Origin of the sequence: Mesorhizobium xinjiangense, assembly GCF_009749525.1 — a bacterium.
GTDB lineage: Bacteria > Pseudomonadota > Alphaproteobacteria > Rhizobiales > Rhizobiaceae > Mangrovimarina > Mangrovimarina xinjiangensis.
Genome location: NZ_WOAC01000003.1, coordinates 65,095 through 84,699, shown reverse-complemented (window position 1 = coordinate 84,699; position 19,605 = coordinate 65,095). Strand labels below are relative to the sequence as shown.

The window sequence follows — 19,605 nt, the reverse complement described above, 5'->3', positions numbered from 1 at the left end:
CAAATGCTTGAAGCCGATTATGTCATCGTCGGATCCGGTTCCGCCGGCTCCGCCCTCGCCTACCGGCTTTCCGAGGATGGAAAGCACAGCGTGATCGTCATCGAATATGGCGGTACCGATATCGGCCCCTTCATCCAGATGCCGTCGGCGCTCTCCTTTCCGATGAATATGAGCCGCTACGACTGGGGCTACGCCAGCGAACCCGAACCGCATCTCGGCGGGCGCGTGCTGGCCACCCCGCGCGGCAAGGTTCTGGGCGGCTCCTCCTCGATCAACGGCATGGTCTATGTGCGCGGCCATGCGCGCGACTTCGACCACTGGGCCGAATCCGGCGCGTCCGGCTGGAGCTATGCCGACGTGCTGCCCTATTTCAAGCGCATGGAGCACGCGCATGGCGGCGAGGCCGGCTGGCGCGGCACGGACGGCCCGCTGCACGTGCAGCGCGGCTCGCTGAAGAACCCGCTCTACAAGGCTTTCGCCGAGGCAGGCCGCGAGGCCGGCTTCGAAGTCACCCAGGACTATAACGGCTCCAAGCAGGAAGGCTTCGGGCCCATGGAGCAGACCATTCACAACGGACGGCGTTGGTCGACGGCCAATGCCTATCTGCGCCCGGCGCTCAAGCGCAAGAACGTGACGCTCGTCAACGGTCTTGCCCGAAAGATCGTGATCGACAATGGGCGCGCCGTCGGCGTCGAGATCGAAAAGCGCGGGACGGCCGAGGTCGTCAAGGCGCACCGCGAGGTGATCGTGGCCGCCTCCTCGATCAACTCGCCTAAACTCCTGATGCTGTCGGGGATCGGACCGGCGGCGCATCTGCGCGAGCACGGCATCGAGGTCGTCGCCGACCGGCCGGGCGTCGGCCAGAACCTGCAGGATCATCTCGAACTCTACATCCAGCAGGAGGCCACCAAGCCGATCACGCTCTATTCGGTGCTCAACCCGATTTCCAAGGCCCTGATCGGCCTCGAATGGCTTCTCTTCAAGACCGGGCTCGGCGCCACAAACCATTTCGAGGCAGCCGCCTTCGTGCGCTCGAAGGCAGGCGTCGAATATCCCGACATACAATATCATTTCCTGCCGGCCGCGATCCGCTATGACGGCAAGTCGGCGGCCAACTCGCATGGCTTCCAGGCCCATGTCGGGCCGATGCGCTCGAAATCGCGCGGCGCGGTGACACTGCGCTCGTCCGACCCGTCCGAAAAGCCCGTCATCCGCTTCAACTACATGTCGCATCCCGACGACTGGGCCGATTTCCGCCATTGCATCCGGCTGACCCGCGAGATCTTCGGCCAGGCCGCTTTCGACGACTATCGCGGCAAGGAACTGTCGCCGGGCGGCGATGTCGAGAGTGACGAGGCGCTCGACGCCTTCATCCGCGATCATGCCGAAAGCGCCTATCATCCCTGCGGCACATGCCGCATGGGCGAGGCAAGCGATCCGATGAGCGTCGTCGATCCCGAATGCCGCGTGATCGGCATCGAGGGCCTGCGCGTCGCCGACTCCTCGATCTTCCCGCGTATCACCAACGGCAATCTCAACGGCCCCTCGATCATGACCGGCGAGAAGGCGGCCGATCACATACTGGGAAAGACGCCGCTCGCGCCGTCGAACCAGGAGCCGTGGATCAATCCGCGCTGGCGCGAAAGCGACCGGTGAACCTGCCATCCGCCCCCTCCACCGCCTTCGGCGGTTCCCCTCTCCCGCTTCGCAGGGGAGGAACCAGGTGCGCCGCTTGATCCTCCCCCGTTTACGGGGGAGGGGGACCATGCGAAGCATGGTGGAGGGGGCGTTCCAAGCCTCCGGCGATTAAGGACTGCATCTATGAAAGACCAACCCAAAGCCTCCCACTACATCAACGGTCGCTTCGTCGAGGACGAAGGCGGTGCGCCGCTCGAGGTCGTCTATCCGGCGACCGGCGAGGTCATTGCCAGGCTGCATGCCGCCACGCCAAACATCGTCGAACTGGCCGTCGAAGCCGCCCGCGCCGCGCAAGGCACATGGGCGCGGCTGAGACCGGTGGAGCGCGGCCGCATTCTCAGGCGCGCTTCCGACCTGTTGCGCGAGCGCAATGATGAGCTGGCGCGGCTCGAGACGCTCGACACGGGCAAGGCGATCCAGGAGACGCTGGTCGCCGACCCGGCCTCGGCGGCCGAGGCACTCGAATATTTCGGCGGCGCGGTGGCGACCGTGCATGGCGATTATGTCGATCTCGGCGGCCCCTTCGCCTATACGCGGCGCGAGCCGCTTGGCGTGTGCGTCGGCATCGGCGCCTGGAACTACCCGATCCAGATCGCCGGCTGGAAGTCGGCCCCGGCCCTCGCGATGGGCAACGCCATGGTCTTCAAGGCGTCGGAGAACACGCCGCTATCGGCGCTGGCGCTGGCCGAAATCTACACCGAGGCGGGCCTGCCCGACGGGCTGTTCAACGTCGTCCAGGGATATGGCGATGTCGGTGCCGCGCTCACCGGCCATCCGGTCGTCGCCAAGGTTTCGCTGACCGGCTCCGTGCCGACCGGCAAGAAGGTCCTGGCGCTCGCCGGATCTCAGATGAAACATGCCACGATGGAGTTGGGCGGCAAGTCGCCGCTGATCGTCTTCGACGATGCCGACATCGAGAACGCCGTCGGCGGCGCCATGCTGGCCAATTTCTATTCGACCGGCCAGATCTGCTCCAACGGCACCCGCGTCTTCGTGCAGGACGGCATTCGCCAACGATTCCTCGACCGGCTGGTCGAGCGCACCAAGACGATCCGCATCGGCGACCCGCTCGATCCGGAGACCCAGATGGGCCCGCTGATCAACAATGCACAGCACGAAAAGGTGCTCGACTATATCGAGATCGGCAAGCAGGAAGGCGCCACGCTGCTCTACGGCGGCGGCGTTCCCCGCCTGCAAGGGATGGAAAGCGGCTACTATGTCGAGCCGACCGTCTTCAGCGACGTCAAGGACGACATGCGTATCGCCCGCGAGGAGATTTTCGGCCCGGTGATGAGCGTTCTGCCCTTTTCCGGGGAGGACGAGGTGATCGCGCGCGCCAACGACACCGAATTCGGGCTTGCGGCCGGCGTGTTCACCCGTGACCTGCCGCGCGCGCACCGCGTGATCGCCGAGCTGCAGGCTGGCACCTGCTGGATCAATGCCTATAACCTGACGCCGGTCGAAGTCCCCTTCGGCGGCGTCAAGCAGTCGGGCATGGGACGGGAAAACGCGCTCGCCGCGCTCGACCACTACTCGCAGCTCAAGACGGTCTATGTCGAGACGGGCGACGTCGACAGCCCCTATTGATCCGCCCCTTCCGTCGCGTCGAGATACTGCATGAGCGCACAGACCATGTGGTAGAAGATGCTGGCCGGCACGTCGGCGGCCACCGAGCGGCCCTTGTCGTCGATGCGGTCGATCCACAGGCCGGTCGGCGCCGGGTCGATATGCCAGCGGAAGAGCCGGCCGACGCGCGCCTCGATCTCCGGTTTCAGGTCCGGCCCGTCCTGGCCGTCAAGTGCGATCGCCGCCTTGATCACCTCGCATTGGGGCCATGAGCGCGAAATGAGATCGAGCGGCACGCCCTGGCGCGACACCGCGCCATAGGCAAGCTCGGTCGCACGGTTGAGGCCGTTGGCGACAGCCGAGGCGTAGAGCTTGCGGGCGAAGCGGATCAGGTCGCTCTGGCCGCTTCTCGCAGCGAAATCGACCAGCAGCGAGGCCCATTCGAAATGGTGTCCGGGCTCGGTCCACACCCCCTGGTCGCCCTTAGCGGGCGTCCAGTCGTCGTTGAAATATTCACCGAGCGTCCAGCTGTCGGCATCGAAGAAGCAGTTGCGGAAGAGGTCGATGATGCGCGAGGCGCGCCTCAGATGGGCCCGCTCCCCGGTCACATCGTGCCAGGCGAGAAACGCCTCCAGCAGGTGCATATGCGGATTGGAGCGCCTGAGGCCGGAGCCTTCGGAGGTCTCCAGGAAGCCCGTCAGCCTTTCGTCCTCCAGATGCTCGTCGAGAAAGGCGAACGTCTCTTCTCCCAGGCGCATCGCGTCACCATTGCCGGCCTTGTGGGCATGGGCCAGCGCCAACAGCACGCAGGCGTGGTCATAGGCGTCCTCGACCGGATCGAGCACCGTGCCGTCGACGGTCATGGTGCGCACCCAGCCGCCACGCTCGGTGCGTCCGTGGCGCGCCATGAAGTCGATACCGTGAGCGATCAGCCGGTCCGCCGTGCCGTTCCATCCGCGCGATTTGGCGACGGCGAAAGCGTAGACCTGGCGCGCCATGGTGCGCATGCGCTTCGGCTTCATCAGCGGCTGAGCATCAAAACTCAGCGCCTCGTAAAAGCCGCCATGCATCTCGTCGACACCGGCCTTCGACCACAGCGGCAGCGTCTCGTCGAACAGCCAGTGCTCGACCCGCCTGCGATGCGCGCCGGTCGCCAGCACGCGGTCGTGCGACGGCGTGAACCTGGTTTCCAGGCGCCCGCTCTTTTCGAGCTGCTCGACGATCTTCTTGACGTTCTGGCTCTCGGCCACCGGAGCGACGAAGGTGGCATCCGCCGTCGCAACGATCGCCACATCCTTCATGCCGATGACAGAAAGAAGCCGGCCCTGGCTTCTCAGGTATGAATGTTCGGTATCGATGGCGACCACATCGCCGACGACGACATTGCCGTTCTCGTCGGACGCCGACACATCGAGCAGCGACTGCCACGATCCCAGATCGTTCCAGCGAAAGCCGGCCGGCACCATGGCGATGTCGGCGACATGCTCCATGATGGCATAGTCGACCGAGGTCGACTGGATGTCCTGATAGTGTTCCGGCGGCAGGTATGTGCCCGAAAGATCGCGCGTGGCGACTTCGATGGCGGCTTCGGCCTTCTTCCAGATGTCGGGCTGGTGCTTGAGAAAAGCCTCGCGCATCGCGCCGGCGCGGAAGAGGAAAATGCCGGTGTTCCAGAAGAAGTCGCCGGACTTGAGATACGCTTCGGCCGTCGCCAGGTCGGGTTTTTCGACGAAGCGCCGCACGGGACGCACATCCTCGCCATCCGCGCCTGTTTCGGCCTCGATATAGCCATAGCCGGTTTCGGGATGCGTCGGCTTGATGCCGAAAACGACGATGCGCCCGGCAGAAGCCGCGTCCGCGCCGGCCTCGACGCTGCGCCAGAAATCGCGGTCGGTCGAGATTTCATGGTCGGACGGCACGACCAGCACCAGCTCGTCGCCATGGTTCTTGAGCGTTTCCAGTGCCGCGACGGCGACGGCGGCGGCCGTGTTGCGCCCGACCGGCTCGAAGATCGGCACCCCGCCGGCCAGATCGATCGGCCCGATATCGGCGCGCACGCGTTCGGAATGACGCTCCGAGGCAATCAGATAGACCGGCCACTGCCCTTCGCCGCCGGCCTTCAGCCGGCGCAGCGTCTTGACCAGCATCGAACCGTCGCCGGCGAGGTCGTGGAACTGCTTCGGGTTGTCTTCACGCGACAGCGGCCACAGCCGCGATCCGACGCCGCCGCTCATGACGAAGCTGACGATGCGCTGTGTCATGACCCTTCCCGCTCCGTTCCGATCCTTCGGCTCGACAATATCAGGAATTGCATCCATCCGTCTCAAATCCTAAACGCGTTCCGCCCCGAAAGTGTGTGCCGCTATATGGTCTGATTGTATTCGCCGACTTCCCCATGCCCGGCCAGCACGGCGTTGAGCGCGTCGAACATTGCGCGCTTGCGTTCTTCGGAGACCGGGCTCTCGACCACGACGACCAGTTCCGGCTTGTTCGAGGACGCACGGATCAGCCCCCATGTGCCGTCGTCGACTGTCACCCGCACGCCGTTGACCGTCACCAGATCGATGATCTTCTGGCCGGCAAACGGTGCCCCCTGCCCCGCCATGGCTTCGAATGTGCGCACGATCTCCTCGACGACCCGGTATTTCGCCTCGTCGTCGCAATGCGGCGACATGGTCGGCGAACCGTATGTCAGCGGCAGGTCGCGATAGAGATCGGCCATGCTCTTTTCCGGGTTGCGCTCGAGCATGCGGCAAACCGCGATCGCCGTCACAAGGCCGTCGTCATAGCCACGGCCATAGGGCGGATTGAGGAAGAAATGGCCGGATTTCTCGAAACCCGCCAGGGCATCCAGTTCCTGGACGCGCCGCTTGAGATAGGAGTGGCCGGTCTTCCAGTAATCCGTCTCGGCGCCATTGGCTTGCAGCACCGGATCGGTGAGGAAAAGGCCGGTCGACTTCACGTCGACGACGAAGCGGGCGCCGGGATGCTCGGCCGACATGTCGCGCGCCAGCATCACGCCCACCTTGTCGGCGAAGATCTCGCGGCCCTCATTGTCGACCACGCCACACCGGTCGCCGTCGCCGTCGAAGCCGAGCCCGATATCGGCGCCCGTCTCCAGCACCTTGTCGCGGATCGCGTGCAGCATCGCCATGTCTTCGGGATTGGGATTGTAGCGCGGGAAGCTGTGATCGAGCCCAGCGTCGAGCGGCACGACCTCGCAGCCGATGCGCTCCAGCATTTCGGGCGCGAATGCGCCGGCCGTGCCGTTGCCGCAGGCCGCGACCACCTTGATCTTGCGCTTCAGCCCGACACCGGCGGTGAGATCGTCGAGATAGCGGGCACGGAAATCCTCGACGAACTGATAGTTGCCGCCGCCGCCGAGATCGAAGTCTCCTTCGAGCACGATTTGCTTCAAGGCGCTCATCTCGTCAGGGCCGAAGGTGAGCGGGCGCGCCGCGCCCATCTTGATGCCGGTCCAGCCGTTCTCGTTGTGCGAGGCCGTCACCATTGCGACCGAGGGCACGTCGAGCGCGAATTGGGCGAAATAGGCCATGGGCGAGAGAGCCAGGCCGATATCCTTGACCCGGGCGCCCACCGCCATCAGGCCCGAGACCAGCGCCAGCTTGATCGACAGAGAATAGGAGCGGAAATCATGTCCGGTGACGATATCGGGGCCGACGCCCATCCGCCGGATCAGCGTTCCAAGGCCCATGCCGAGCGCCTGGACGCCGATCAGGTTGAGTTCCGGCTGCTTGTCGGAGCCGGGATAGCCGAACCACCAGCGCGCATCATATTCGCGAAATCCGGTCGGCTTTATCAGCGGCTCGGTCTCGAATTCGAAGCTGTTCGGCGCAATCTCGGCGCGGGGCTTTCTGGTCACTGTGCGGTCCTTCCGCTCATCAGGCTTCCTCATGCCCGAGGCGTCCGGTCCCGGCCGGCATTGGGTGGGGACGTCCATCGGCATGATCCTTATGATGCGGCTTGCGGTCGAAATGCAAACGGAAGTCCCGGACACGGGAAATTTGCGAAAGTTTCGCCATGAGCGGATTTGACCGCTTGCAGGATCGAAACAGCAACGCTATAGACCGCCGGACTGGTATTGCGGAGTGTAGCGCAGCCTGGTAGCGCACCTCGTTCGGGACGAGGGGGTCGCAGGTTCAAATCCTGCCACTCCGACCAGAATTGATCTCGGTTCGGCATTCCGCCCTTTCCGCATTTCTTTCCCCCACTGCACGTCCGAGGGCCTTCCGGCCACATGAATCCTTGCCACGCCAAGGACACCGCAACCCCTTCCTCGAAAACTCTAAACCAACGTCCCGGCCGCGCAATCGTCGATTTGGTCCGTGCCGGTCCGCCGTTCGGCGGTGCATGTCCGACAAACGGCATAGGCCCGGGCAGGACGATCCAAGCCGCAGGTCCAGCCGAGGCGGGCCGACGGGATTCGATTCAAATTGCACCGACAATTTTTGCGATTTGTCAGAGTTCTGGAGCCAGGATCAGACCGTGGGGGCCGGTATCAGGATCGGCGCACATGAAAAGCAACTTCGCAGCGACCCGTGAACTCCTGGAATGCGCGCATTACCAGTTGTCAGGCAGCGATAAGACGAGCCAGCGTATCCGGGAGGCTCTTCATCTTCTGATCGACGCCGTAACGACGGCCGAGCACAGCGAATCGAAAGGGAACGTCCTGGACTTCCCGCAACGGGTCCACCATCGCTGAATAGATGGCGCCCGCCAGCAGACGGGCGCCGTAACCTGCCGGACGCGCCGGCGAAGCGTCAGTGCGTCAGGTGACGACGCTCGGCCGGTCGCGCCCGGTCAGCGCCTTGATCGCGGCCAGTTCGTCGGCCGCAGCGACCAGTTCTGACAGGGCGTCGCCGGTTTCCAGGCCGATGCGTGCGCGATCGGCCTCATAGCGCTCCAGATAGACCCGCAGGGTCGCCCCGGTCGTGCCGGTGCCCGACAGGCGAAAGACGATGCGCGAGCCGCCCTCGAAGAGGATGCGGATGCCCTGATGCTCGCTCAGCGAGCCGTCGACGGGATCCTTGTAGGCGAAATCATCCGCCGCCGTGACCGCATAGGGTCCGACGCGCGTGCCCGGCAGGGATGAAAGACGTTCGCGCAAGCCACCGACAAGACGTTCGGCCACCGCCGTCTCCAACCCCTCGTAATCGTGGCGCGCATAGTAGTTGCGGCCATATTCGGCCCAATGGCCCTCGACGACCGCACGCACGCTCTCACGCCGCGCGGCAAGGATGTTGAGCCACAGGAGAACGGCCCAGATGCCGTCCTTCTCGCGCACGTGATTGGAGCCCGTCCCCGCGCTTTCCTCGCCGCAGATCGTGGCCATGTCGGCATCGAGCAGATTGCCGAAATATTTCCAGCCCGTCGGCGTTTCGAACGACGGGATGGCGAGCCGTTCGGCCACCCTGTCGGCGGCCGCGCTCGTCGGCATGGAGCGCGCTATGCCCTTCAGCCCGCCGCGATAGGCCGGCGCCAGATGCGCATTCGCCGCCAGCACGGCCAGCGAATCCGACGGCGCGACATAGATGCCCTTGCCGATGATGAGATTGCGGTCGCCGTCGCCATCCGAGGCGGCGCCGAAATCCGGCGCGTCCGGACCCATCATCAACTCATAAAGATCGCGGGCATGGACGAGGTTCGGATCGGGATGATGGCCGCCGAAATCGGCCAGCGGCTCGCCATTGAGCACCGTGCCGGCTGGCGCGCCCAGGCGGTTTTCGAAGATCTCCCGCGCATAGGGCCCGGTGACGGCGTGCATGGCGTCGAAAACCATGCGGAAGCCGCCCTCGACCATCGCGCGGATGGCATCGAAATCGAACAGGCTTTCCATCAGTTCGGCATAGTCGGCGACCGGATCGACGATCTCGATGGCCGTTTCGCCGAGAGTCAAATGCCCCGTCGTCTCGAGATCGACGTCGTCGGTCTCGCAAATGCGATAGGCGCTGATTTCGCGCGAGCGCCGGAAGATCGCGTCGGTGATACGCTCGGGCGCCGGCCCGCCATTGGCGGCATTGAACTTGATGCCGAAATCCTCCTTCGGTCCGCCCGGATTGTGGCTCGCCGACAGGATGAGCCCGCCGATAGCGCCGCTCTTGCGAATGAGGTTCGAGGCTGCGGGGGTGGAAAGCAGACCACCGCGTCCGACAAGCAGCCGGCCGAACCCGTTCGCCGTCGCCATCTTGATCGCCGTTTGAACCACCTCGCGATTGAAGAAGCGCCCGTCGCCGCCGATGATCAGGGTCTGGCCTGCCCGCCCCTCGATGCTGTCGAAGATCGACTGGATGAAATTCTCGACATAGCTCGGCTGCTGGAAGACGGGCACCTTCTTGCGTAGGCCCGACGTGCCCGGCTTCTGATCGTCAAAGGGACGGGTGGTGATTTCCTTGATCATGGATCTCCTGCTCGCTGCGCGCTTCTGGTTTGCCTTGCCGCCCGTCATCGCCTTCAACGTCTGACCGCCACGGCAAAATGACCAATGGAATTTAACCCGAAAAATCGGTAATCGGCGTGACAGTGGGCCACTGCCCCGCCGAGCCCCTCGGAAACGATGAAGTGCGAACTCACAATTCGCATTGTAGGTGACGCGCAGTTTGCCGCCAGGTGCGGCGGTTTTACGGCACGCTTGCCGCTGGAGCGGACATAGAGAGGAAATCGCGATGATCCTGTGCTGCGGGGAAGCGCTCATCGACATGCTGCCACATCATGGCGAAGACGACGAGACATGTTACCTGCCCCATGTCGGCGGCGCCGTCTTCAACACGGCCATCGCGCTCGGTCGCCTGGGCATCGAGACCGGCTTTTTCTCCGGCCTGTCGAACGACCATTTCGGCGAGATATTGCGCAATGCCCTCAAGGCCAGTGGTGTCGGCCTGGCGCATGTCCACTTTGCCGACAGGCCGACCACGCTCGCCTTCGTGCGGCTCGTGGAAGGCCAGGCGAGCTACGTCTTCTACGACGAGAACACCGCCGGGCGGATGCTCGAGGAACGCGATCTGCCGGCACTCGATGATACCGTCGAGGCGCTGCATTTCGGCGCCATCAGCCTGATTTCCGAGCCCTGCGGCTCGACCTACGAAACACTGATGGCGCGCGAGCACGAAAATCGCATCATCATGCTCGACCCCAATATCCGCCCCGGCTTCATCGCCGATGCGCAAGCCCACAAGGCACGCATCCGCCGCATGGCGGCCATGTCGGACATCGTGAAGTTTTCCGACGAGGACTTGCGCTGGCTCAAGGGCGGCGACGACATCGAGGCGGCCGCGCGCGAATATCTCGCCGACGGGGCGCGCATCGTCCTGGTGACACGCGGGGCGCAAGGCGCAATTGCCATGACGCGCGACATCGAAGTCTCGGTCCCCGCCGAAATCGTCAAGCTTGTCGATACGGTTGGGGCCGGCGACACGTTCAACGCCGGCATTCTCGCGGCACTCAAAGAGCAGAACCTTCTCGACAAGTCAGCCCTGGCGAGAATCGATGCCAAGCACTTGTCGACCGCCCTCGCCTTCGGCGCCAAGGTGGCCGGCGTCACCGTGTCGCGCGCCGGCGCCAACCCGCCCTGGCGGGGGGAACTGGAGTAGGCCGGGCGGCCGCGCCACGGCCGTCGTCGTCAGGCAACCCCGTTTCAGCCGGCGGGCGAAAGGAATGCGTCAAGGCGGTCCAGAACAACATCGGGACCTTCCAACTGCGGCAGGTGGCCAAGGCCCGGCATCGTCTCGAACGAGGCCTGCGGCATCGCCGCATGGAGCGCCCGGCCCCGCTCGAGCGGTATCCAGGGATCGTCCTCACCCCACAATATCCGGGTCGGGCAGCGCACGCTGGCATAGTGCGGCTCGACCTCGGCGGTGTATTTCTCGTCGGCCTGGGCGAATTGACGGTAGAAGCTGTCCTTTCCCTCCGCCGTCAGCCAGGGCTCGACAAGCTTGTTGAAATCGTCAGGCGCAATCGTGTTGACGAGCGCGCCCTGGATGTAGGCTTCCACCACCGCCTTGTGGATATGCGGCGGCAGGCCGGAAAAGGCGTCCACGTGGCGGCCTACATGATCGAAGAAGTCCGACCCCCACGGGCGCATCGCCACCACGTTCATCAACACATAGCGCGCGTAATCGCACCCATGCAGCAAATGCGCCCGCAAGGTCGTCGCGCCGCCGAAATCGTGCGCCACGACGATCGGCCGTTCGAGGCCCCAATGCGCCAGCATCTCGGCGAACACCTGTCCCTGTATCTCGAGCGCGGTGCGTTGCGCGGCATCCTTGGCCGAGCGGCCATAGCCGGGCATATCGTACCAGTGGACGCGATACCGCTGCTCGAGGCCGGGGATGATGCGGTGCCAGGAAAAGGACGACCACGGCCAGCCATGGGCCAGCACGAGCGCCGGTCCGGCACCGGCGCGGCCGGCCGCCACGGCGCCGGCGGACGTTTCGACCGTCTCATCGAGTTTCCACGGCATTGCACGCTTCCTCGCTTGCTTCGGCGATGACGGCGCGTCGCAATCTACCGGCGTGCCGGCAGGTCCTTCAGTCCGCCCAGCGCGATGAAGTAGGGATTGGCGAAGTCGACATCGTCGGCCTGGTTGCGCTTGCCGTAGCGAAACGGCGCGCCGTCGAGCAGCAAGGTGCGCCCGCCGGCCGCCCTCAGCACGGCATCGCCCGCCGCCGTGTCCCATTCCATGGTGCGGCCGAAGCGCGGATAGAGGTCGGCCTCGCCGGCCGCCAGAAGGCAGAATTTGAGCGACGAGCCGACCGACACGATCTCCGCCTCGCCGCACTCGGCGATGAAGGAATCGGTCTCGGGCGTACGATGCGAACGGCTGGCAACGACGCGTACGGGGTCATTGCAGGGCGACACCGACATTGCGTGCCTGCCGCCGGGATCGCCCGCGGCCGACACGGCAACCTGCTCGGCATGTCCCGGCCGTCCGGCATAGAGCGCGCCCCTGGCCGGCGCATAGACCGCACCCACGACCGGCGTTCCGTCGACGACATAGGCGATGTTGACGGTGAAATCGGACTTGCCGCCGACGAATTCCTTCGTGCCGTCGAGCGGATCGACGAGAAAGAACGCATCGCCGATCTCGGCCGGCACGCGCCCCTCGCTCATCTCTTCTTCGGCCACGCAGGCGATCTGCGGATAGCGCGCGCGCAGGCCGTCAAGAATGATCGTCTCGGCCCGCCTGTCGGCCTCCGTCACCGGGGAACTGTCGGCCTTGGTGTCGGCCGTAAAACCTGCCTGGCGCACGGCCAGGATTTCACGGCCGGCGGCCAGCGCCAGCCGCTCGAACTCTGCCAGCATGGCGCCATGGTCGACGCCGGCTCCCTGTTGCGCCGTCATGCTCAGCAATAGCCGCGTTCGCGCAGCCAGGCGGCAAGCGTGTCGGCCATTTCCTCGGCGCTCCTGCCTCCCGTCTCGAGATGAATGTCGGCCCGCTCGGGCACTTCGTAGGGCGAGTCGACGCCGGTGAAGTTCTTGATCTCGCCCTTCAGCGCCTTGGCGTAGAGCCCCTTGGGATCGCGCTTGGCGCACTCCTCGAAAGGCGTGTCGACGAAGACCTCGATGAACTCGCCCTCCTCCATCAGTTCGCGCGCCATGCGCCGCTCGGCCCGGAAGGGCGAGATGAAGGAAACCAGCACGATGAGGCCGGCATCGACCATCAGCTTGGCGACCTCGCCGACGCGGCGGATGTTTTCCACCCGGTCGTCGTCGGTGAAGCCGAGATCGCGGTTGAGGCCGTGGCGCACATTGTCGCCGTCCAGGATATAGGTGTGGCGGCCTTCCGCATGCAGCTTCTTTTCCAGAAGATTGGCAATCGTCGACTTGCCCGACCCGGAAAGTCCGGTGAACCAGAGGACGGCCGGCTTCTGGTGCTTCAGATCGGCGCGCACCTTCTTGTCGACGTCGAGCGCCTGCCAATGCACGTTCGAGGCGCGGCGCAGCGGATGCACGATCATGCCGGCGCCGACGGTGCTGTTCGTCAGCCGGTCGATGAGGACGAAGGCGCCGGTGACGCGGTTCTCGCCGTAATTGTCAAACGCGATCGGCGACTGCGTCGACAGATTGCACAGGCCCACCTCGTTCAGTTCGAGATGCTTGGCAGCCTCCTGCGAGAAGGTATTGACGTCGACCCGGTGCTTGAGTTCGGTCACGGTCGCATTGGCCTGATCCGTCTCGGTACGCAGGATATAGGACCGCCCGGGGATCATCGCGTTTTCGTCGAACCAGACGATATTGGCCATAAACTGGTCGGCGACATGCGGCCGTGCGTCAGGCGTCACCAGCATGTTGCCGCGCGAGACATCAACCTCGTCTTCCAGCACGATCGTCACCGCCTGGCCGGCAGCGGCCCGCGTCAGATCACCGTCGCCCGTGACGATGCGCTTGACCCGCGAGGCCTTGCCGGATTTGGCAACCACGATTTCGTCGCCGGCGGCGATCGAACCGGAGGCGACAGTGCCGGCGAAGCCGCGGAAGTTCAGATTGGGCCGGCTGACATATTGCACCGGGAAGCGGAAGGGCTTTTCGCCCATTTCGGCGTCGAGTTCCACGGTCTCCAGATGTTCGAGCAGCGTCGCGCCCCTGTACCAGGGCAGGTTGTCCGAACGCATCGTGACGTTGTCGCCGTAACGTGCCGACATCGGGATCGGCACCAGGGTCGCAAAGCCCAGGTCTTTGGCGAAGGCGGTGTAGTCGGCAACGATGCGCTCGAACACCTCCTGGCTGTGGTCCACCAGATCGATCTTGTTGACGGCAAGAACGATGTGGCGAATGCCGAGCAGCGAGGCGATGAAGGTGTGGCGCCGCGTCTGGCGAAGCACGCCCTGGCGCGCGTCGACCAGCACGACGGCCAGATCAGCCGTCGAGGCGCCGGTCGCCATGTTGCGCGTGTACTGCTCGTGGCCGGGCGTGTCGGCAACGATGAACTTGCGATTCGAGGTCGCGAAGAAGCGATAGGCGACGTCGATGGTGATGCCCTGCTCGCGCTCCGCCTCCAATCCGTCGACAAGCAAGGCAAAGTCGATGTCTTCGCCGGTCGTGCCGTGCTTGCGCGAATCCGATTCCAGTGTGGCAAGCTGGTCTTCGAAAATCAGCTTCGTATCGTAGAGCAGACGGCCGATCAGGGTGGACTTGCCGTCGTCCACTGAGCCGCAGGTCAAGAAACGCAAGAGCGACTTCTGTTCCTGCTCGGCAAGGAATGCGGCCAGTTCGCTGGGCGCTTCCTGTTCCTTGGCTACGGGCTGGTGCATCAGAAATACCCTTCGCGCTTCTTCTTTTCCATGGAACCCGCTTCGTCACGGTCGATCAAGCGGCCCTGGCGCTCCGAGGTGCGGGCGATCAGCATTTCCTGCACGATCCCCTCGAGCGTATTGGCTTCCGATTCGATGGCACCGGTCAGCGGATAGCAACCAAGGGTGCGGAAACGGACCAACTTCTCCTCGACCGTCTCGTCCGGCCGCAACTCCATCCTGTCGTCATCGACCATGATCAGCATGCCGTCGCGGTCGACGACCGGCCGACGCTCGGCGAAATAGAGCGGAACGATCGGGATGTTCTCGAGCAGAATGTACTGCCAGATGTCGAGCTCGGTCCAATTGGACAGTGGGAAGACGCGGATCGATTCACCCTTTGAGACCCGGGTGTTGTAGATCTTCCACATCTCCGGGCGCTGGTTCTTGGGGTCCCAGCCGTGCTGGGAATTGCGGAAGGAAAACACGCGCTCCTTGGCGCGCGATTTCTCCTCGTCGCGCCGCGCACCGCCGAAAGCCGCATCGAAGCCGTACTTGTCCAGCGCCTGCCTGAGCGCCACGGTTTTCATGATATGGGTATGCGTGTTGGAGCCGTGGCTGAACGGTCCCACGCCCTCGCGCACCCCGTCCTCGTTGATATGAACGAGCAGATCGAAACCCAGCTCACGCGCCATGCGGTCGCGAAATGCGATCATCTCGCGGAACTTCCACGTCGTGTCGACATGCAGAAACGGGAAAGGCGGCTTGGCCGGATAGAACGCCTTCATCGCCAGGTGCAGCATGACGGAGGAGTCCTTGCCGATCGAATAGAGCATCACCGGCTTCTCGAAGCTCGCGGCAACTTCGCGGAATATGTGGATGGATTCGGCTTCCAGCCGCTGCAGATGCGTCAAAGGTGCGTTCATTACGGCTCTTTCGTGGTTCCGCATTTGGGGATCGCGACCGTCGGGCCCGCAAGGGCAACGAGCGCCGCAGTTCTAACGGCTATCGATTGGACCGCCAACATCGAATTTGTCGCCGTCAAGGCTGCTGAAGGATGGTTTTGCCAAGCAGCAACGCCACCGTGGAAATCTTCTCTTCGCCTGGTATGGCTTGCCTGCCGGCGATATCGATCTAGTGTTGCGCAACGCATTGACGGGACCTCTTCTTCAGCATGATCCTCATTACCGGCGCCAGCGGCTTCATCGGCACCAGCCTCACCCGCCACTTTCATCGCAGCGGCCATACCCTGCGGCTGACGACTCGCGATCCCTCGGCTCTGCCCGCAGACTATGGCGATGTGGTGGCCACGCCGGCGCCGGAAGACGGCCCGCAAGGCTGGGAGCCGCTGCTTGCCGGGGTGCAGCATGTGGTCCATTGCGCCGGCATCGCCCATACGGGCGGCGTGGCGAAGGAGGCCTACCGGAGCGCCATCGTCGATCTGACGACTGCCCTGGCGCAAGCCTGCGCGACCAACGTGCAAGGAAAGCTCGTCTTCCTTTCGTCGATCCGCGCCGTCACCGGACCCGTGAGCGATCACATCATCGGCAACGAGACTTCACCCCGGCCGATCGACGAGTACGGCCGCGCCAAGCTCGACGCCGAGCACGCCATCGCGGCGATCTATGGTGAGGAAAGGCGCTACACGATTCTCCGGCCGACCCTCGTCTATGGTGAGGGTGCCAGGGGGAACCTCGCCTCACTCCTCGCGCTGGCGCGCCTGCCCCTGCCGCTGCCGCTCGGCGGACTGAAGGCAAAGCGATCGCTGCTCGACATCGATGCCTGCGCGCGCGCGATCGAACACAGCCTCGACGCATCGCAGACCGACGGCGCGACCTATGTCGTCAGCGACGCCGCCCCGATGTCGACGGCCGATATCGTGACGGCCTTCAGGCGCGGGCTCGGCCGTTCTCCCGGCTTGTTCGCCCTGCCCGCCCCGCTGCTGGCGGCCGGATTGAAGACGGCCGGGCTTGGCGCGATCTGGAGCCGGCTGTCCGGCTCGCTCGTTGCCGATCCCTCGGCGCTTACCGCCACCGGATGGCTCCCTGTGGAAGACAGCCGTCCGGGACTGGAGCGCATCGCGCGCAACGCGGCGGCGCAGGGATGAGCCGCAAAGCGCGATTGCCGGGGCACCACCGCGATGATAGGCAGCCGGATATTTCAAACGCAGCGTCCCGCATGAACTTGACCTCACGCCTTCCCACGACCAAAGCGCATCGCTCCATCGCCAGGTTCCTGGTGGCCCCGCCGGCGAAGGGCTGAAGGAACGTCTCCATGTCAGCGATCGCCATCCTGCTCATCCTCGTCATTGCCATGGCGGCAAGCGCGGCCCTGCTCGCCCTGCTGGCCAGAATTCTTCCGCCCGACTTCCTGGCCGCGGGCATCAACAGCCGGTCCAACCACACCCAGCCGGCGCGGCAGATCGGCGGGCTGGCGGTGATGCCTGCCGCACTGGCGGCCATGGCGCTCAGCCTCGTCTGGGTGACGGAACCGGGACCGATCATGGCTGCAATGGCGGGCACGGCGTTGCTCCTCGCCGTCGGCTACGCCGACGACCGCTGGCACCTCTCCGTCGGCCCACGCCTGCTTTGCCAAGTCGCGGCAGCCATCCTGTTCGTCGTCATGCTGGGACCCGAGGCGCGCATTTTTCCAGGGGTACTGCCCCTCGTTGTCGAGCGCGCGATCGCGGCATTCGTCCTCGTCTGGTTCATCAACCTGACGAACTTCATGGACGGGCTCGACCTCATGGTCGTGGCCGGCATCGGCGTGCCGCACGCAGTACTCGCCATCCTCGGCATGCTGAGCCTGATCGACACGACGACCGCCGCCATTGCCGCCGCCCTTGCCGGCGCCGTCATCGGCTTTGCGCCGCGAAATCGCCCGCCGGCCGGGACCTTTCTCGGCGACAGCGGCAGTCTCGGCGCCGGCTATCTGACAGGCATCGTCGTCATCCTGCTCGCCTGCGCCAACCCGCTCGCCGCGCTGCTGCCCTTCCTGTTCTTCCTGGCCGACAGCACGTCGGTCCTGCTGTTGCGCCTGGCGCGCCGCGAAAACGTGCTGCAGGCGCATTCCGCCCACGCCTACCAGTTGGCGCGGCGCAGCGGCCGGAGCGTATACTGGGTCACGAGCCGCGTTGCGCTACTATCGCTCTGCCTCGGCGCGCTCGCCGCCATCGCGCTGGCAAGAGGCAATCCTATCGTCAATCTCATCGCGGTGGCGGCCGGCCTGGGGGCAACGGCGCTTCTCATCGTCGTCATGCGCGGGGCAACGCGCGAGCGCCAGGCGCGGACCGGCGTCAAGTAACGGCCTGTCTTCGGCTGCCCCGTAAGGACAGCAGACGAGACGATCGCCTCAGTTGTTGCGGCGGCCGAGGACGTTTTCCCATTCAAGCGCATGGGAAACGATCTCGCGCAAATCGTCGTACTGCGGCGCCCAACCGAGGCGCTCGCGTGCCTGCGCGGCGTCGGCGACAATGGCGACCGGATCGCCCGGACGGCGCGGAGCGATGCGGGCGTCGAGCTTCGTCCCGGCCACCTCTTCCACGGCGTCGATCACCTCGCGCACCGAAAAGCCGTTGCCGTAGCCGCAGTTGAGAACGAGGCTCTCGCCGCCGTCGCGCAGCCATTTCAGTGCCTGGAAATGGGCATCCGCGAGATCGGTGACATGGATGTAGTCGCGGATGCAGGTGCCGTCGGGCGTCGGATAGTCGTCGCCGTAGATTTCCATATAGGGGCGCTTGCCCGTCGCCACCTCGCTGGCGACCTTGATGAGATGGGTCGCGCCCTTGGTCGACTGGCCGGTGCGCCTTTGCGGGTCGGCGCCGGCCACGTTGAAGTAGCGCAGCGCCATGTAACGGAAAGCATCGTTGGCGGCCGCCACGTCGCGCAGCATTTCTTCCGTCATCAGCTTGGAGCGGCCATAGGGCGATTCAGGCGCCAGGCGCGCATTTTCGACCACCGGCGTCTGCTCGGGGGTGCCATAGACCGCCGCGGTGGAGGAGAAAATGAATTGCCCGACGCCGCAGCGGACGGCGCTTTCGATCAGGGCGCGCGATTTGACGGTGTTGTTGAAATAGTAGCCGAGCGGATCGGCGACCGATTCGGGCACAACGATCGATCCCGCGAAATGGATCACGGTGTCGACGCCGCGGCGCCTCATGGTCTCCTCGACCAGCGCCTGATCGCCGATATCGCCGACCACCAGTTCGACGTCGCCCGGTATGGCCCAGTCGAAGCCAGTGCTCAGCCGGTCGATGACGACGACGTCCTCGCCGTGATCGTGCAGCATCCACACCATATGACTGCCGATATAGCCGGCACCGCCTGTCACCAAAACCGTCATGTTGCAGTTCCTCGCATGGCAATCGGCCTGAAAAACGGCAATGCGGCCGGACGGGCTGAGCCCGCCGGCCGTATCGGTTTATTCAATACATGAGGACTAGGCCTCAGGCGTCCTTCTTTCTCCAGGCGCCGATCAAGCCCCAGATCGCCGGCACCAGCGAGGCGGCGAGCGCCGTCTTGATCAGGTCCGAAACGATGAAGGGCGCGACGCCGAACTGCCAGGCCTTTTCCGGACCGATCAGACCGGCCAGCCAGGCAAATCCGAAGCCGAGAATGGCCGCGCTGGCCACCAGCAGTGCGGCAAAGAACTTGAACGGGTTGCGGTCCCAGCCGCGGTCGGCCGCCCATCCGGCGATCGCGGCGGCGACGACGAAACCGGCCAGGTAACCGCCGGTCGGTCCGGCCATGTAGACCAGGCCGAGGCCCTTTTCCGGCGTGCCCTGGAAAACGGGCAGCCCGGCTGCGCCCTGCGCCATGTAGAGAAGCAGCGTGGCAACGGCCATGCGCATGCCGAAGGCTGCCGCGATGAGAAAGATCGCCAATGTCTGCAGCGACAGATCGACCGGGCCGAGCACGACCTTGGTCTTTGCCGACAGGGTCAAGAGCAGCGTGCCGGCGACCACCATCCCGCCCTGAACGGCAAGGCGGGCAACGCCCTTTTCCGGCAGAGTGAGCGAAACGAGCGGCCGCATCGTCGTCGTTGCTGAAGCCATGTAATACCCTCCTGATGCCATTCCGGCCGACCGCCGGATCGG

General features: G+C 64.8%; 15 protein-coding genes and 1 tRNA gene. 7 read left to right on the top strand and 9 right to left on the bottom strand.

Annotation, left to right across the window (positions count from 1 at the left end; all coding sequences use genetic code 11):
• Positions 1-3 precede the first annotated feature (3 nt).
• Positions 4-1,656 (top strand): choline dehydrogenase, encoded by a 1,653-nt coding sequence (betA, locus tag GM909_RS04595; RefSeq protein WP_157015033.1) that lies wholly within the window; start codon positions 4-6, stop codon positions 1,654-1,656.
• 165 nt (positions 1,657-1,821) lie between these two features.
• The gene (gene betB, locus GM909_RS04590; protein WP_157015032.1) at positions 1,822-3,285 is read left to right on the top strand and encodes a betaine-aldehyde dehydrogenase; all 1,464 of its coding nucleotides are present in this window, start codon (positions 1,822-1,824) and stop codon (positions 3,283-3,285) included.
• Here the strand turns inward: betB and GM909_RS04585 are convergent.
• Together GM909_RS04585 and GM909_RS04580 are read right to left on the bottom strand one after the other, a co-directional pair.
• Positions 3,279-5,525: a mannose-1-phosphate guanylyltransferase/mannose-6-phosphate isomerase gene (locus tag GM909_RS04585; protein ID WP_157015031.1), complete on the bottom strand. Its 2,247-nt coding sequence runs from the start codon at positions 5,523-5,525 to the stop codon at positions 3,279-3,281. The two genes, betB and GM909_RS04585, sit on opposite strands and share 7 nt — an antisense overlap.
• A gap of 101 nt (positions 5,526-5,626) precedes the next feature.
• Complete coding sequence (locus GM909_RS04580; RefSeq protein WP_157015030.1) at positions 5,627-7,180, bottom strand: phosphomannomutase/phosphoglucomutase; 1,554 nt, start codon at positions 7,178-7,180, stop codon at positions 5,627-5,629.
• A 189-nt stretch (positions 7,181-7,369) separates the two neighbouring features.
• On the opposite strand from GM909_RS04580, the gene GM909_RS04575 reads away from it, so the two are divergent.
• Positions 7,370-7,446: transfer RNA gene (locus GM909_RS04575), tRNA-Pro, on the top strand.
• A gap of 352 nt (positions 7,447-7,798) precedes the next feature.
• Complete coding sequence (locus GM909_RS04570) at positions 7,799-7,987, top strand: hypothetical protein (RefSeq protein ID WP_157015029.1); 189 nt, start codon at positions 7,799-7,801, stop codon at positions 7,985-7,987.
• A gap of 66 nt (positions 7,988-8,053) precedes the next feature.
• Here GM909_RS04570 and GM909_RS04565 read toward each other — a convergent pair whose 3' ends face one another.
• Positions 8,054-9,682 (bottom strand): alpha-D-glucose phosphate-specific phosphoglucomutase, encoded by a 1,629-nt coding sequence (locus GM909_RS04565; protein WP_157015028.1) that lies wholly within the window; start codon positions 9,680-9,682, stop codon positions 8,054-8,056.
• Between the two features lie 265 nt (positions 9,683-9,947).
• On the opposite strand from GM909_RS04565, the gene GM909_RS04560 reads away from it, so the two are divergent.
• Positions 9,948-10,871: a carbohydrate kinase family protein gene (locus GM909_RS04560; protein WP_157015027.1), complete on the top strand. Its 924-nt coding sequence runs from the start codon at positions 9,948-9,950 to the stop codon at positions 10,869-10,871.
• Positions 10,872-10,915: 44 nt separating this feature from the next.
• Here GM909_RS04560 and GM909_RS04555 read toward each other — a convergent pair whose 3' ends face one another.
• The 4 genes from GM909_RS04555 to cysD are packed head-to-tail and all read right to left on the bottom strand — an operon-like array spanning position 10,916 to position 15,436.
• The gene (locus GM909_RS04555) at positions 10,916-11,740 is read right to left on the bottom strand and encodes an alpha/beta fold hydrolase (protein ID WP_157015026.1); all 825 of its coding nucleotides are present in this window, start codon (positions 11,738-11,740) and stop codon (positions 10,916-10,918) included.
• Between the two features lie 44 nt (positions 11,741-11,784).
• A complete protein-coding gene (cysQ, locus tag GM909_RS04550; RefSeq protein ID WP_235911648.1) occupies positions 11,785-12,621 on the bottom strand; it encodes a 3'(2'),5'-bisphosphate nucleotidase CysQ in 837 nt (278 codons plus the stop codon).
• Between the two features lie 2 nt (positions 12,622-12,623).
• Positions 12,624-14,531: a sulfate adenylyltransferase subunit CysN gene (cysN, locus tag GM909_RS04545; RefSeq protein WP_157015025.1), complete on the bottom strand. Its 1,908-nt coding sequence runs from the start codon at positions 14,529-14,531 to the stop codon at positions 12,624-12,626.
• On the bottom strand, positions 14,531-15,436 hold the full coding sequence (gene cysD, locus GM909_RS04540) for a sulfate adenylyltransferase subunit CysD (RefSeq protein ID WP_157015024.1): 906 nt from the start codon (positions 15,434-15,436) through the stop codon (positions 14,531-14,533). Before cysD ends, cysN begins: the two co-directional genes overlap by 1 nt.
• Before the next feature lie 248 nt (positions 15,437-15,684).
• On the opposite strand from cysD, the gene GM909_RS04535 reads away from it, so the two are divergent.
• Both GM909_RS04535 and GM909_RS04530 read left to right on the top strand, forming a co-directional pair.
• Positions 15,685-16,617 carry an NAD-dependent epimerase/dehydratase family protein gene (locus GM909_RS04535; protein WP_157015023.1) on the top strand — a complete coding sequence of 311 codons (933 nt, stop codon included), beginning with the start codon at positions 15,685-15,687 and terminating at the stop codon, positions 16,615-16,617.
• 167 nt (positions 16,618-16,784) lie between these two features.
• The gene (locus tag GM909_RS04530; protein ID WP_157015022.1) at positions 16,785-17,813 is read left to right on the top strand and encodes an MraY family glycosyltransferase; all 1,029 of its coding nucleotides are present in this window, start codon (positions 16,785-16,787) and stop codon (positions 17,811-17,813) included.
• Between the two features lie 48 nt (positions 17,814-17,861).
• Here GM909_RS04530 and galE read toward each other — a convergent pair whose 3' ends face one another.
• Together galE and GM909_RS04520 are read right to left on the bottom strand one after the other, a co-directional pair.
• A complete protein-coding gene (galE, locus tag GM909_RS04525) occupies positions 17,862-18,851 on the bottom strand; it encodes a UDP-glucose 4-epimerase GalE (protein ID WP_157015021.1) in 990 nt (329 codons plus the stop codon).
• Between the two features lie 103 nt (positions 18,852-18,954).
• Positions 18,955-19,563: a biotin transporter BioY gene (locus GM909_RS04520; RefSeq protein ID WP_157015020.1), complete on the bottom strand. Its 609-nt coding sequence runs from the start codon at positions 19,561-19,563 to the stop codon at positions 18,955-18,957.
• Between the last annotated feature and the right edge of the window lie 42 nt (positions 19,564-19,605).